This window comes from Kribbella sp. NPDC043289 (assembly GCF_056436705.1).
Genome location: NZ_JBWKCB010000001.1, coordinates 1,445,669 through 1,458,582, shown reverse-complemented (window position 1 = coordinate 1,458,582; position 12,914 = coordinate 1,445,669). Strand labels below are relative to the sequence as shown.

Sequence of the window (12,914 nt, the reverse complement as noted above, 5' to 3'; positions counted from 1 at the left end):
CCCCTTAGGGGTGCAGGAACTCGCTCGCTGGGCGGAGGCGGGTGGTGAGGAGGGCTTGGGTTTCTCGGGTGTCCAGGCGGATATCCGATGCGGTGCCCGGTGTAGACGGAAGCGAGTCTGGGTCCAGGCCGTCGCGGGTCGCGATCAGCCGGCCCAACTCGTGGCGACTGAGCGCCTCTGGACCCGCCACGTGGACGGGACCATTGACGTCGCTCGTGAGAAGTTCGAGCAGCGCGGAAGACAGGTCCGTGACGTGGATCGGGCAGCGGATGTTCCCGGTGTAGAACGCTCCCGGCTCGCCGCGCGCCAAGCGACGTACCCGCTGCTCCTCCTCCGACGCACCGTCCGACCCGATGATGAGCGAGGTCCGCGCGATCACCGCGCCGGGGCGCAGCGCACGGATCGCCGTCTCGGCGGCTGCCTTCGCGGCCCCGTACGGCGTGATCGGGCACGGCGACTCTTTCTCCGTGTACGGCGTGCCGCGCGGACCGAACACCACGTCCGTCGACACGAACACGATTCGCGCATCGCCCGCCTCGAGCGCGACGTTCACCGCGCCCATCGCCGTCGTCGCCCAGTCGTCCTGCCGATAAGCAGCGTGGATGATCCCGTCCGGACGTTCCGAGCGCAGCACCTCGCGCACCGCGTCCCGCCGCCGGATGTCCAACTGCACCCCACCCGCGACAACCTCCGAGTGGTACGTCGGAACGATGTCGTGTCCGCCCTGCCGCAGCAGTTCACGTCCGAGCAGTCCGGCCGCTCCAGTAACCAGTAGCCTCACCCGAGAACCCTATGGCGTTCCAGCCGCCACCCCGCGGTGCGCGTGGCGCGCTTCACCTCCGCCACCGTCCGTACCTTCCGCGGCGACATCCACGACTGCGACGGCTTGTGAAACATCCACCCGGCCCCGATCGTCAACGCCGCATGCTCCACCAGACCCTCCAGGTTCCGCCACACAAAGACAGTCCCCGGTACGTCGTCCCGCCCGCCGCGCTCAGTGTGTTCAGCGAGCCACGACTCGAACGGCTCCCGCACCATCCACACCGACTCGGCCCCCTCGACGCCGCACCCGGCCATCACCGTCCCGAAACAGTTCGGCCCACTCCCATCCGCGAAGGTGCCCGCGAGCTCCCGCACTCGCGGAAACCGGGCCGGCCACTCGACCACCTCCGCGTGCCGACTCGGCCCCATGTCGACGCTCACGATCTGCGGAAGGATCAGCTCCGGCTGCCGCAGCAACGACTTCCACCACACGAACCGATGCCCGTCAGCCTGCTGCCGAACCTCCGGGCCGACAACGCCGGACCACCTGCGCACCGTCGGCACCGATCCCCGCCCATGGTTCACCTGCGCCCTCACCAGCCTCGCCCGCGTCTCCTTCGGCAGGGCCATGAAGTCGGTCTCGTTCAGCCAGACGGTCCGCGCGGCTGAGCCGTCGATCGCGTAGATCCAGTAGGTGTCGCGGTCCTCGCGCGTCGGCTCGCGCTCGTCGTCGGTCGGCAGCTCCCAGGCGGCAGCCTGCTTCTTCGTGACGAAGAACGGCTGCTCGTCCGGTGCCAGCCAATGCACCCAGTTCTCGAGCAGGTCAGGGGAGACGTCGATGCCCAGGACGGTCAGCATCGGGCAACGCTCTCATCTCAGGCCTGATCGGTCACCGGCTTTTGCGGACCGCGGTACCGCTGCGTCTGCGAGTAGACCAGGTTGGTCGTCGTACTGCCGAAGTCGGTGAGTTCGTTGACGAGCTCCTCGAGGTGCGGCATCGACGCGGCGGCGACCTTCAGCGTGTAGCAGTCGTCGCCGGTCGTCCGCAGGCATTCGAGGATCTCGCGCCGTTCGGCGAGCAGCCGGTGCAGCGGCTCGTGCTTGTTGCCCGGGTACTTCAGCCGGACGACAGCCAGCACCGGGTAGCCGACCTTGGTCAGGTCGATCTCGGCGCGGTACCCGGTGATCACACCGATCGACTCCAGGCGCCGCACCCGCTCGGTGGTGGCTGATGCGCTCAGGTTGACCCGCTTGCCGAGCTGCGTGAGCGACAGCCGGGCGTCGTCCTGGAGCTCGTTCAGGATGGCCCAGTCGGTCGAATCGAGAGTCTCGGTCATATCGCCAATCTACCGGTGATTCCCCGGCGCAAGGCGGCGTACGCCGGGAGGAATCTCTTCAACGGCCGGTGTTCGCCTGGATAGCCTGAAGCCATGGAACTTGGGGTGAACGTGCCGAACTTCGGCCCGGGGACGAACCCGGCGCGGCTGCGGGACTGGGCGCGCGTCGTGGAGGGACTCGGGTACGACCTGCTGATGGTGTCGGACCATGTGGCGATCACACCGGACGTCGCGGAGCAGTACCCGGCGCCGTTCTATGAGCCGTTCACGACGCTCAGCTGGCTGGCCGGCATCACCGAGCGGGTCCGGCTCGGAACCACGGTGCTGATCGCGCCGTACCGGCATCCGTTGCTGGTGGCACGGATGGCGGCGAACCTCGATCAGCTCAGCGGCGGCCGGCTGGTCCTCGGCGTCGGTGCCGGCTGGGCGCGGCAGGAGTTCGAGGCGCTCGGTCAGGATCACGCGCGGCGCGGGCGGCAGACGGACGAGGTACTCGCCGCCCTGCGGTCCGCCTGGGCAGACACCGCGGACTACGGCGACGTGACGATCCCGATCTGGGTCGGCGGAAGCAGCGCGGCGGCACTGCGCCGGACGGTCCGGTACGGCGATGCGTGGCACCCGCTGCGGCAGACTGTCACCCAGATGAGCGACGGGCTCGACCGGTTGCGGACGCTCGCGACCGAGCAGGACCGGCCGGTACCGGGGTTCGCGCCACGGATCCTGCTCCGGCTGACCGACGAACCGCTGCCCGAACAGGATCGCGCAGCGGGCGAGGGGTCGGTCGACCAGGTGATCGGGGATCTCGACGTACTGCGGAAGCTCGGGGCGCGGAGCGTCGTACTCGATCCGTTCGTGGGCGACCCCAGTGAGACCGAACGACCCGAGGTGGCTTGGCAGGCGCTGGCGACGATCGCCGCGCATCGAGGACTGGAGACGACGTGACACCTGAGGCTGAAGGATTCCTCCGCCGCGCGATCGCGCTGGCTGCCGAGGCTCGCGCCGGCGGCAACCCGCCGTTCGGCTCACTGCTGGTGGGGCCGGACGGGACAGTGTTGATCGAGGACCACAACACGACGGTGACCGAAGGCAACATCAGCTTCCACCCGGAGCTGAAGCTCGCCGTGTGGGCCGCTCAGCAACTGTCGCCCGAGGTCGCGGCCGCCACGACCATGTACACGAGCTGCCAGCCGTGCGAGATGTGCACGGGCGCGCTGGCGAGGTCGGGGCTCGGCAAAATCGTCTTCGCCCTGTCCGGCGAGCAGCTCGACGGCCTCAAGACCGGCGGCCACTTCGCCGCCGTACCGCTGGAAGGACCGGCCCTGTACGACGAGGCTCGGGTGCCGGTGGACGGGTACTACAACTGATGAGCGGGGTCCCTGCGAAGGGACCCCGCGCTCGTCAGCGAACCGGCGTCAGGCAGAGCGTGTACTTCGTGGAGCCCTGCTGGTACACGTACGACGCTTCCGCGTCGTCACCGCACTGGCTGTCGTCGGTGGAGTCGTCGATCTTGTCGACGATCTTGTACTCGGCGTCCGACGACGTGCAGTCGACGACCTTCACGTCCGGGTCCGACGAGGTGCCGTTGTTCACGACACACGCGCCGATCTGCGCCTTGGCCTCGGTCGAGTTCAGGTTCCCGATGATGAGCAGCGCGATGAACGCGAACGGCAGCAGCAGCATCAGGATCGCCGGGCGCTTGAACAGCGGCTTGCCCGGATCCATCGGCCGGCCCGGACCTTGCTGCGGCTCGGGGAGGCGCTTGAACTTCTGCATCGGGCCGATGTTCATCAGCATCGTGATCGGGTTGATGATCGACGACCCGATACCCCACCAGCCCTGCCACAGGCTCTTCGACGTCATGTCCCGGACCGACGCCATCCCACAGGTGCGGCAGAACGGGCCCTGCAGCTTCAGGAACCGCATGATGATGATCAGACCCTGGTGGCCGCGGACGGTCGCCTCGACGGCCGGGTAGCCACCACAGAACCGGCAGACCATCTGGCCCTGCGGCGCGAACGCCTGCTGACCGTGCGGCTGACCCTGCTGGCCATGATCCTGCTGGCCCGGGAACGTCGCCCCGTGCTGGTACTGGCCCTGGGCCTGCTGACCCGCGTACTGCGGAGCCTGCTGGTACTGGTCCTGCGGACCGGGACCCTGCTGGTAGGACTGCTGACCCGGCTGCTGACCGTACTGCTGGTCGTACTGCTGGCCGGGGTGCTGCTCACCGTAGGGCTGCTGGTACGGCTGACCGCCGTACTGCTGGTCCTGTTGCTGGCCGGGCTGCTGCGAGTACTGCGGGAACTGCTGCTCGTTGGGCGGACCGTAGCCGGCCGGCTGACCGTTGTACGGGTTCTGCGGCGGCTGGGGAGGGGATGTGGTCACGGATATTTCCTGAGGCTTGGTCGGGACGCTGAACCATCGCACCTTAATCACCCCGGTGGTCCATTCAGCCGTAGCGGTCTGTCAATTCCCGGCCAAGACGCGCCAGCTCCGCCTGTACCGACGGCGGATCGACCACCTCGATCGACCCACCCCACCCGGCCAGGTGCTGCGCGATCATCAACGGCGTCGGCGCGGTCACCTCGAGCCGGACCCGGTCGCCCTCGGTCCCGACGACCTCGCAGTTGCGGCCGAGCCGGTCCTGCATCACCCAGACGAATCGTTGCTCCATCAGCACTGTTGCCGTCAGCCCCGATCGCCGCTCCTCCATCTCCTCGACGATCTCGGCCCACGCCGATGACAGATCGAAGCCGTCCGGTCGCTCGAAGGAATCACCGGTCTTTTCGGCCTCGACGACCCGGTCGACCCGGAACGTGCGCCGCCCGCTCGTGGTCCAGGCGATCAGGTACCAGACGTCGTCCTTGTCCACGAGCCCGAGCGGATCGACGACGCGTTCCGACGTACCGCGTCCGCGGCCCGAGTAGACCAATCGGACCCGTTCCCGGCGTACGACGGCGTCCTGCAGGCGACGTACCAGCTCGGGCCGTTCCTTCACGTGCTCGCCCCAGCGGGCCGGATCGATCACCACCGCTTCGGCCGCGGCCTCGGCGTCCTCGCGGAACGTGCCAGGCAGCGCGCGGACGAGCTTGCGCAGCGCGGCTTTCGCCTCGGGCGCGATGGCCGCGGCGGGACCGACGAGCAGGAACAGCGCCTGAGCCTCCGTCGCTGTCAGGCCTGTGAGATCGGTGCGGGCGCCGCCGATGAGTTGCCAGCCACCGTTGCGGCCGGGCTGTGGATAGACCGGGATGCCGGCTGTGGACAACGCCTCGAGATCGCGGCGCGCGGTGGCGACCGAGATCTCCAGCTCCGCCGCGACCTCGGCCGCGGTCACCCGCCCGCGGGCCTGCATCAGCAACAGCACCGCTACCAGTCGATCAGCCCGCATACCTCGATCGTTCCAGACAAAGCGCTCACGGCGTGCGCACTTATTTCTGCGCTACCCTCGGTTCCGGACGGGACCCTTCCGGAATGGTGAACCATGGCGTACGACGTGAGCCCGACCGCGCGGACCCTGATGGTCCTGGAGTTGATCCAGAACAATCCCGGGATCACCGCGGACAAACTGGGCGACAAACTCGGCGTCTCCGAACGCGCCGCCCGCCGGTACGTCGCGATCCTGCGCGAGGCCGACATCCCGATCGAGTCCGTCCGCGGACCGTACGGCGGCTACCGGGTCGGGCGCGGGTTGCGGTTGCCACCGCTGATGTTCAGCACGACGGAGGCGCTCGGGCTGGTGATGGCTGTCCTCGAGGGACCGCGGGGCGCGGCTGATCCGGTAGAGAACGCGCTCGGGAAGATCATCCGAGTGCTGCCGGAGCCGATCGCACGGTCCACGAACGCGATCCGGCGGGTCAGCGCGCGTGGTCCCGATCCGGGCGCGCGGACACCCGATCCGGAGATCACCGCGTCGCTTGTCTCGTACAGCACCGCCTACCGGCGCGTCACGATCCACTACCGCCGGCACCAACACGAGTTTCCGATGGACGTCGACCCGTGGGCGGTCGTCGTACGGCGCGGTCGCTGGTACTTGCTGTGTTGGTCGCACACGAAGGACTCGCAACGGGTGCTCCGCGTCGACAGGGTCACGAAGGTCGAACCGCAGGAGACCGAGTTCACCCCACCCGCGGACCTCGAGCCGCTGGCGGCTGTCGAGGAGCACCTCGCGATGGGCTGGAAGTACCCGATCGAGGTCGAGATCGACGCACCCCACACCGACGTGGCCTGCTGGATCGCCCGCAGCATGGGCCGGCTCGAAGCGATCGACGACACCCACACCCGCCTGATCGCCAGCACCGACGAACCCGACTGGTACGCCGCCCAACTCACCGCCATCCACGCCACCTACCGAATCCTCGCCAGCCCCGAACTCCAACAAGCCTCCCGAGCCCTGGCCGAACGCCTCCTCGCCGCCAGCAACCTGACGTGACTCTCACGTGGGGTAGCGGCGATCGCGTCGCCCTGCTCGTCCACGGGATGCTCGGCGCCGCCACGCAGTACCACCAGCTCGGCCCCGAGCTCGCAGCGCGCGGTTATCGCGTGCTCGCCGTCGACCTCCCGGGCCACGGCGAGGCGCCGGCGCTCCCGAACGCCACGATGGACGACTTCGTCAACAGCGTCCTCGGAACCACTGACGTGGACCTCGCCATCGGTCACTCGCTCGGCGCGATCGTCCTCTGGAACGCGCTCCCGCAGTTGCGCCCGAAACGAGCCGTGTACGTCGACGTACCCCTCACGGCCGGCGGCGCGCCACCTGCCGAACTCCGTCAGCACTACGAGGCGGCTCGCGGCACCAGGACCGAAGCGCAGCTCCGTGCAACACGCCCCGATTGGTCGGCGGAGGACTGCCGGGTCGAAGCGGACGCTGCGGCGCGGTTCGACATCGACACGGCGGTCGCGCTGGAACGCTCATACGTCGGCGAGGACGCGGTGGCGCCGACGATTCCGTCGCTGGTGATCCGGGCCGACCCGAGTCGGTACGTCTCGGACGGGCGTGCTCGGGAGTTGGCAGAGATGGGATTCTGTGTGCGCTCGGTCGCGGGTGCTGGGCACTGTGTTTGGTACGGGCGTATGGACGACTTCATGGGGGTGTTGGGCGAGTGGCTGGACTGAGCGACGTCGAGTTTGCGGGGGAGATCTGGTACTGGCGGGGGCCGGCGCCGTGGTACTTCATCACGGTGCCCGAGGAGGAGTGTGCGTACTTCGAGGCCGAGTCGAGCTTCGTCACGTACGGGTGGGGGATGATCCCGGTGACGGCCGAGATCGGCGGGAGTGTGTGGGAGACCTCGATGTTCCCGAAGGACGGCCGATACCTCCTGCCGGTGAAGGCCGCCGTACGGCGGGCCGAGGAGCTCGACGACGGTGATGTACCGACCGTTCGTCTGCGGTTGCGCGCGTGAACCGAGAGCTGGTCTGACGGAAACTGTCGGCGGGCGGGTCTAGCGTTCCGGGTACCTGTTGGGGGACCGAAGGAGCTGAGATGTCCACGCTGTCCGATCGACCGAACGCGGCCCTGTTGGTGGTCGACGTCCAAACCGGTGTCGTCGCGGAGGCCCACGAGCGCGACAAGGTCGTCGCGAACATCGGCACCCTGGTCGGCAAGGCGCGCGCCGGGGGAGTGCCCGTGGTCTGGGTCCAGCACTCGTCAGAGAACCTTGTGAAGGACAGCGCCGAGTGGCAGTTCGTCCCGGAGCTCTCGAGAGACGAGTCAGAGACGCTCGTGCACAAGACATACCCCGACTCCTTCGAAGACACCGATCTCGAAGACGTCCTTGCGACCGGCGGCATCGGCCACCTGATCGTGAGCGGCGCGCAGACCGACGAGTGCATCCGCTCCACCATCCACGGCGCCCTGGTCCGCGGGTACGACGTCACGCTGGTCGGTGACGCCCACACCACCGAAGACCTCAGCGAGTGGGGCGCTCCGACGCCCGACAAGGTCATCGCGCACACCAACCTCTACTGGGAGAACCACCGCGCCCCCGGCCGCACCGCCAGCGTCCAGACCACCGACGAGGTCACCTTCTGACCACGTCCAACACCTGAGTCAAAGCCCGGACCCGCAGTACGTCGACCCCGTCGTGCACCCCGCTGCGGTCCACGAGCACGGCCTCGATCCCGACCGCCAAAGCACCCCGAACGTCGTTCTCCAGCGAGTCCCCGACCATCACGACCTCGTCCGCCTCGAGGCCGAGCCGCTGAAGCGCATGCCGGAACGCTCGTGGATCCGGCTTGCCCATCGGGAGCGTGTCGCCGGTGATCACATCGTCGATCTCGCCCGCCAACCCCAAGCGGTCGAGCTTGAACCGCTGGTGATCTCCGTCCCCGTTCGTGAGCACGACCACGCCCAACCCGGCCGCACGCGCGGCCCGCAACCCCGGCACCGCGTCCGCGAAGACCGTCCAGCCTGCCTCGTAGCGGCGTACGTAACCGGCGAACATCTTGTCGGCGTCTGCATCGCTCACGTCCACACCGAGGAACTCCCGTACCCGGAGTCGGCGCTGCTCGGGGAAGGTGAGCTCGCGGCGCTGATATCGCCGGTAGTGCTTGTCGGACACCACAGCCCAGTCCGCGGCGACAGTTGGTCCGACGACGGCGTACTCCGCGGCCCACTCGACGACCGCGGCGGCTGCTGCTGACTGCTGGTCGACGAGTGTCCCGTCGAGGTCGAACAGGATGGTGTTCAGCACGCCAGCCACGATTCGAAGGTTGGGAGGATCGCTCGGAGGTCAGGGCCGGTGTGGTTGACGTGGGCCTGGGCGCGGGCCTTCTCGGTGGCGTTGAACCCGACCGCGAGGCCGACCTCGGCGAAGAGCGGGAGTTCCTCGAGCCACTCGCGGATCTGCGTCTCAGTCGTCCCGGCCCACCCGCGCGCGTCGAGCTCCTCGACGTACCGCGCTGAGACCAGACCCGCGTCCCACGCCGCCTCGGCCTCGGCGACTACCTGCCGGCTGCCGAGATACCCAGCCAGGTGAATCGCCGACGAGGTCCCCGGCACCAACGTCCCGACCACATCAAAGAACGCAACAGTCCGCACCCCCGCGATCCTAGGCGCCCGGAAGCCTCGCCCGGCGGGCTCGTCGAACTGGTGTGGAACGACAACCCCGCCGGACCTGTAACGGCTGCCGCGGTTGCTGCCCGACGACGTGCTACCCCCGACCGCCGGCCGCGGCAACCGGTGCACACAGGCCGGTTGCCGTGGCCCCCGCAACCGCGCGACTGGAAGAACCTCACCGTCGAGTCCCAACACGACGACCAGTACTTGATGCCCACGCTCTACCGCACCGGCCTCCGCCTGCGCCGCGGCCTCGTCGGCGACGGCACACTCATATCGGCCGCCTCCCGAGCGACGCGACCGTGTGGATCCGCTGACCTGACGCATCAGCTGAGGACCTTGGACAAGCAATAGCTTGTCCAAGGTCCTCACACACTCAGCTCAGTGGGCGGAAGCGCCTCAGGCGCAGGCTGTTGGAGACCACGAAGACCGAGCTGAGGCCATCGCGACCACCCGTCCCTCGTGCGCGGTGGCATTCGGCCCGGCGCAGTCGAGCGAGCGGTGCGCCACTCCCGGACGCTCGCCGAGTCAGTCGACTAGTGCGTCGAGTGTGGCTAGGTCTTCGGGGGAGAGGATCAGCTCGCCTGCTCGCAGGTTTTCCTCGAGGTGCTGTCGGCTTGATGTACCTGGGATGGCGAGGACGTGGTTGCCGCGGCTCAGTGTCCACGCCAACCGGACCTGTGCCGCAGTCGCGCCGAGTCGGTCCGCGATCTCCTGGACCACGCCTGCCGCCGGCACCGCGGTCGGCACCCCGCCGGCCTCGCGTGACTCGGCGGTCAGCGCGAAGAACGGGATGAATGCGATCCCGAGCTCACCGCACAACTGCAGGATCTCGTCGTTCACCCGCCCGAACCCGACGCTGTACCGGTTCTGCACCGCGACCACCGGCGCGATCTCCCGCGCCTCCTGCAACAGCTCGACACGCACGTTCGACACTCCCAACTGCCGAATCATCCCCTTCTCCTGGAGTTCGGCGAGCACACCGAAATGCTCCGCGACCGACGGCAGTCCCATCTGCCGCAGATAAACGAGATCGAGTGCGTCGACCCCGAGCGCGCGCAGATCCTCCTCCACCAACCCCCGCAGCTCGTCCGGTCGCGCCATCCCGTGAGCGGTCGGCCCGACCTTCGTGGCGATCAGAAGCTCGTCCGGGTACGGCGCCAGCGCGCGCCGGATCACGTCGTTCGCCCAGTCCAGACTCTCGAATCGGGTCTGCCCGGCCGCCCCGTGGCTCGGGTAGAACGCGGCCGTGTCGATGTGGTTCACCCCGAGCGCGACCACCTCGTGGAGCAGCTCGACGGCGCGTTCCCGGGAGTCGGCCCCGCCGTCGCCGGACCCCGCGAGCCGCTTCGCCCCGAACCCGATCCGCCGGACCGAAACGTCCCCGAGTCGCCAGAATTCGACGGACTTGCTTTCCGCAATTCCCGATGATAGGTTTATTGGTAGAGAGACATTTCCCTGTGAATTCTGCATTCGGCCAGGATAAATCCTCCGGGGATATTCGTCCAGCTTTCTCCGCACATTTCGTGCGCTAGTCTTCGCGAGTGGGACTCACCCGACGTCAGCATGAACTCCTCGATGCGTGGCTGCCGTCCGCCGAGGTCGTGAAGGACCACAGCTGGGGTCTCGTCGGCACACTCGTGCTGGAGCTCATCCACGACGGACAGCGGTACATCGCGAAGGCGGGCGACGATGCCGACCATCACCTCGTCCGCGAGCTCCGGGCCCACCGCAACTGGCTACGGCCCTGGAGTACATCTCAAAGAGCGCCCGAACTCGTGCACGCCGACGACGACGCGAAACTCCTTCTCACCCGATTCCTGCCAGGCGAGCTGGTCGAAGGTACGCCGTACGAATGGGCGCCGGAGACATATCGCCAAGCCGGTGCGCTTTTGGTGGCGTTTCACCAGCAGTCCGCCGTACCGGATGACGACTATGAAGCGAGCGAGAATCGGCGGGTGCTGACAAATCTCGGCAAGCCACACCGCATCGCGCCGGGGACTGCCGAACGCCTGCGCTCCGAGATCAGCGCGTGGCCGATGCCGCCCGCAAAGCTCGTCCCGACCCACGGCGACTGGCAGCCGCGGAACTGGCTGATCGACGACGGCACCGTTCGCGTCATCGACTTCGGCCGCGCCGACCTCCGCCCGGCGTACACCGACTTGGCCCGCCTCGCCGCCCAGCAGTTCCGCGCCGACCCGGCACTCGAAGCTGCGTTCCTCGACGGCTATGGCGGCGACCCGCGGGAGCCGGCCGCCTGGTACCGCGCCCGGGTTCGCGAGGCCGTGAACACCGCGGTCTGGGCGTATCAGGTCGGCGACGAGGCGTTCGAGCAGCAGGGCCACCGGATGATCGCGGAAGCGCGCGGCGAAAATCCGTTGTGAGTCACCGCGCCCGCTGACACCGTCACACCATGTCCACCAAACAGTCCAGCGAACTCCTGCGCGAAGCGCTCACCCTCGATCGGTATCCGCGCTCGAACACCTACGACCAGCAATGGGTCGTCGACAACCTCATGGGCCCGCATCCACTGTGGAGCGCCGAAGGCCTGATGCAGGTGATGACCCTCGAACCCGGCATGCGCGTCCTCGACCTCGGTTGCGGTACGGCGCTCACGTCGATCTTCCTCGCCCGCGAGTACGACGTCGAAGTCTGGGCCACCGACCTGTGGGTCGACCCGACCGAGAACTGGCGACGTATCCAGGACGCCGGCGCCGTGGGTCGCGTTCACCCGATCCAGTCGGACGCACACAAGCTCCCGTTCGCGCAGGGCTTCTTCGACGCGGTCGTCAGCATCGGCGCGTACAACTACTTCGGCGATCGCGCAGATCCGCCGGATAGATCGCGAGCGTCTCCAGGTCCTCGGAGCCGGCCCACCGAACCTCGAAATGATTCGTCGGACAGTGCTCAGCCGCCTCGTCACCCGACAATTCAGGTACGCCATTCACATCGCCCACCAGGAAGTAGTACGCCGGCCGCCCGTTGTGGGTGCCGGTCCACAGCAGCCGATCGACCGCCCCGGTGAGCGTCGTCTCCTCCTCGAGCTCACGAAGCGCGGCGCCGGCGGCGGATTCACCCGACTCCACGTGCCCACCGGGAAGTACGGCGTACCGATGACCGGCGCAGTGCGGTCCTTGCGCGTCGGCGTACTCGCACATCACGCACTCGGCCGCGCTGGTATGCCGCAGGTACCGCTTGATGACCAGCACCCTGCCCGCGTCCACCACGACGGCGGCTCCGCGGGGAATCTTCCCAGTTGTCATGGTGATGGAGTGTGGCCGGGACCACCGACAAAATCGGTCGCCGGAGTTGGCGCTTCGTGGTGAGGTCGGGCTGTTCGAATCACCTGATGGAAGGATCCACGTCATGCCGAGTGTGCAGATCGAGGTACGTCGTCAGTACTCCGAGGCGGACGAAGTCGCCCTGATCGATGCCGTTCACAATGCACTCGTCGCGGCGTTCCGGATCCCGCCGAAGGACAAGGACGTCCGCCTCGTGGTCCACGCGCCCCACCGATTCGGCTGCTCGCCGAGCCTGACGCAGCCCGAGTTCTTCACGCTCGTCACCGTCGACTGCTTCGCCGGCCGCTCCACCGACGCCAAGCGCTCCCTCTACACGAACATCGTCACCAACCTGAAGTCCTTCGACATCCCTGCCGACCACGTCACGATCCTGGTCCGCGACCACACCACCGAGAACTGGGGTATCCGCGGCGGCCAAGCTGCCTGCGATGTCGACCTCGGCTTCAACGTCAACGTCTGAGC

The 12,914-nt window shown here is 68.0% G+C and carries 17 protein-coding genes and 1 pseudogene; 9 read left to right on the top strand and 9 right to left on the bottom strand.

The window, feature by feature from the left end:
* Positions 1-4: 4 nt before the first annotated feature.
* Genes AC0662_RS06925 through AC0662_RS06915 form a run of 3 tightly spaced genes read right to left on the bottom strand, consistent with a single transcriptional unit; the run spans position 5 to position 2,099 of the window.
* Complete coding sequence (locus tag AC0662_RS06925) at positions 5-781, bottom strand: SDR family oxidoreductase (protein WP_478299059.1); 777 nt, start codon at positions 779-781, stop codon at positions 5-7.
* Positions 778-1,620 (bottom strand): hypothetical protein, encoded by an 843-nt coding sequence (locus tag AC0662_RS06920; RefSeq protein WP_478299057.1) that lies wholly within the window; start codon positions 1,618-1,620, stop codon positions 778-780. The genes AC0662_RS06925 and AC0662_RS06920 overlap by 4 nt, the downstream gene beginning before the upstream one ends.
* Positions 1,621-1,637: 17 nt before the next feature.
* A complete protein-coding gene (locus tag AC0662_RS06915; RefSeq protein ID WP_478299055.1) occupies positions 1,638-2,099 on the bottom strand; it encodes an Lrp/AsnC family transcriptional regulator in 462 nt (153 codons plus the stop codon).
* Between the two features lie 93 nt (positions 2,100-2,192).
* Here AC0662_RS06915 and AC0662_RS06910 point away from each other — a divergent pair, with 93 nt between their 5' ends.
* Positions 2,193-3,041: an LLM class flavin-dependent oxidoreductase gene (locus AC0662_RS06910; protein ID WP_478299053.1), complete on the top strand. Its 849-nt coding sequence runs from the start codon at positions 2,193-2,195 to the stop codon at positions 3,039-3,041.
* A complete protein-coding gene (locus tag AC0662_RS06905) occupies positions 3,038-3,463 on the top strand; it encodes a nucleoside deaminase (protein WP_452201747.1) in 426 nt (141 codons plus the stop codon). The genes AC0662_RS06910 and AC0662_RS06905 overlap by 4 nt, the downstream gene beginning before the upstream one ends.
* Positions 3,464-3,497: 34 nt before the next feature.
* Here AC0662_RS06905 and AC0662_RS06900 read toward each other — a convergent pair whose 3' ends face one another.
* Both AC0662_RS06900 and AC0662_RS06895 read right to left on the bottom strand, forming a co-directional pair.
* Complete coding sequence (locus tag AC0662_RS06900) at positions 3,498-4,481, bottom strand: LppU/SCO3897 family protein (protein WP_452201746.1); 984 nt, start codon at positions 4,479-4,481, stop codon at positions 3,498-3,500.
* 64 nt (positions 4,482-4,545) lie between these two features.
* Positions 4,546-5,484: a helix-turn-helix transcriptional regulator gene (locus tag AC0662_RS06895; protein WP_478299050.1), complete on the bottom strand. Its 939-nt coding sequence runs from the start codon at positions 5,482-5,484 to the stop codon at positions 4,546-4,548.
* Between the two features lie 93 nt (positions 5,485-5,577).
* Between AC0662_RS06895 and AC0662_RS06890 the strand changes: the two genes are divergently transcribed.
* The 4 genes from AC0662_RS06890 to AC0662_RS06875 all read left to right on the top strand — a co-directional run bounded on the left by AC0662_RS06890 (position 5,578) and on the right by AC0662_RS06875 (position 8,124).
* On the top strand, positions 5,578-6,525 hold the full coding sequence (locus tag AC0662_RS06890; protein ID WP_452201742.1) for a helix-turn-helix transcriptional regulator: 948 nt from the start codon (positions 5,578-5,580) through the stop codon (positions 6,523-6,525).
* Positions 6,522-7,208, top strand: a complete 687-nt coding sequence (locus AC0662_RS06885) for an alpha/beta fold hydrolase (protein ID WP_452201740.1) — start codon at positions 6,522-6,524, stop codon at positions 7,206-7,208. The genes AC0662_RS06890 and AC0662_RS06885 overlap by 4 nt, the downstream gene beginning before the upstream one ends.
* Positions 7,196-7,495: a DUF1905 domain-containing protein gene (locus tag AC0662_RS06880; RefSeq protein WP_452201738.1), complete on the top strand. Its 300-nt coding sequence runs from the start codon at positions 7,196-7,198 to the stop codon at positions 7,493-7,495. The genes AC0662_RS06885 and AC0662_RS06880 overlap by 13 nt, the downstream gene beginning before the upstream one ends.
* Before the next feature lie 80 nt (positions 7,496-7,575).
* Positions 7,576-8,124: an isochorismatase family protein gene (locus AC0662_RS06875; protein WP_452201736.1), complete on the top strand. Its 549-nt coding sequence runs from the start codon at positions 7,576-7,578 to the stop codon at positions 8,122-8,124.
* Here AC0662_RS06875 and AC0662_RS06870 read toward each other — a convergent pair.
* The 3 genes from AC0662_RS06870 to AC0662_RS06860 all read right to left on the bottom strand — a co-directional run bounded on the left by AC0662_RS06870 (position 8,114) and on the right by AC0662_RS06860 (position 10,623).
* On the bottom strand, positions 8,114-8,794 hold the full coding sequence (locus AC0662_RS06870; protein ID WP_452201734.1) for an HAD family hydrolase: 681 nt from the start codon (positions 8,792-8,794) through the stop codon (positions 8,114-8,116). The two genes, AC0662_RS06875 and AC0662_RS06870, sit on opposite strands and share 11 nt — an antisense overlap.
* Positions 8,779-9,132: a hypothetical protein gene (locus AC0662_RS06865; RefSeq protein ID WP_478299048.1), complete on the bottom strand. Its 354-nt coding sequence runs from the start codon at positions 9,130-9,132 to the stop codon at positions 8,779-8,781. Before AC0662_RS06865 ends, AC0662_RS06870 begins: the two co-directional genes overlap by 16 nt.
* Before the next feature lie 546 nt (positions 9,133-9,678).
* Positions 9,679-10,623, bottom strand: a complete 945-nt coding sequence (locus AC0662_RS06860) for an aldo/keto reductase (RefSeq protein ID WP_452201731.1) — start codon at positions 10,621-10,623, stop codon at positions 9,679-9,681.
* A 71-nt stretch (positions 10,624-10,694) separates the two neighbouring features.
* On the opposite strand from AC0662_RS06860, the gene AC0662_RS06855 reads away from it, so the two are divergent.
* Together AC0662_RS06855 and AC0662_RS06850 are read left to right on the top strand one after the other, a co-directional pair.
* A complete protein-coding gene (locus AC0662_RS06855; RefSeq protein ID WP_452201730.1) occupies positions 10,695-11,534 on the top strand; it encodes a phosphotransferase in 840 nt (279 codons plus the stop codon).
* Positions 11,535-11,563: 29 nt separating this feature from the next.
* A pseudogene (locus AC0662_RS06850) lies at positions 11,564-11,914 on the top strand (methyltransferase domain-containing protein); the annotation flags it as partial.
* 25 nt (positions 11,915-11,939) lie between these two features.
* On the opposite strand, the gene AC0662_RS06845 reads toward AC0662_RS06850, so the two are convergent.
* The gene (locus tag AC0662_RS06845; protein ID WP_452201728.1) at positions 11,940-12,413 is read right to left on the bottom strand and encodes an NUDIX hydrolase; all 474 of its coding nucleotides are present in this window, start codon (positions 12,411-12,413) and stop codon (positions 11,940-11,942) included.
* A gap of 103 nt (positions 12,414-12,516) precedes the next feature.
* On the opposite strand from AC0662_RS06845, the gene AC0662_RS06840 reads away from it, so the two are divergent.
* Positions 12,517-12,912 (top strand): tautomerase family protein, encoded by a 396-nt coding sequence (locus tag AC0662_RS06840; protein WP_452201726.1) that lies wholly within the window; start codon positions 12,517-12,519, stop codon positions 12,910-12,912.
* Positions 12,913-12,914: the final 2 nt, after the last annotated feature.

Bases quoted from the DNA above. Each gene is read 5' to 3' on its own strand.
- AC0662_RS06920 (WP_478299057.1), bottom strand. From the start codon at position 1,620: ATGCTGACCGTCCTGGGCATCGACGTCTCCCCTGACCTGCTCGAGAAC.
- AC0662_RS06915 (WP_478299055.1), bottom strand. From the start codon at position 2,099: ATGACCGAGACTCTCGATTCGACCGACTGGGCCATCCTGAACGAGCTC.
- AC0662_RS06875 (WP_452201736.1), top strand. From the start codon at position 7,576: ATGTCCACGCTGTCCGATCGACCGAACGCGGCCCTGTTGGTGGTCGAC.
- AC0662_RS06890 (WP_452201742.1), top strand. From the start codon at position 5,578: ATGGCGTACGACGTGAGCCCGACCGCGCGGACCCTGATGGTCCTGGAG.
- AC0662_RS06910 (WP_478299053.1), top strand. From the start codon at position 2,193: ATGGAACTTGGGGTGAACGTGCCGAACTTCGGCCCGGGGACGAACCCG.
- AC0662_RS06840 (WP_452201726.1), top strand. From the start codon at position 12,517: ATGCCGAGTGTGCAGATCGAGGTACGTCGTCAGTACTCCGAGGCGGAC.
- AC0662_RS06895 (WP_478299050.1), bottom strand. From the start codon at position 5,484: ATGCGGGCTGATCGACTGGTAGCGGTGCTGTTGCTGATGCAGGCCCGC.
- AC0662_RS06860 (WP_452201731.1), bottom strand. From the start codon at position 10,623: ATGCAGAATTCACAGGGAAATGTCTCTCTACCAATAAACCTATCATCG.
- AC0662_RS06845 (WP_452201728.1), bottom strand. From the start codon at position 12,413: ATGACAACTGGGAAGATTCCCCGCGGAGCCGCCGTCGTGGTGGACGCG.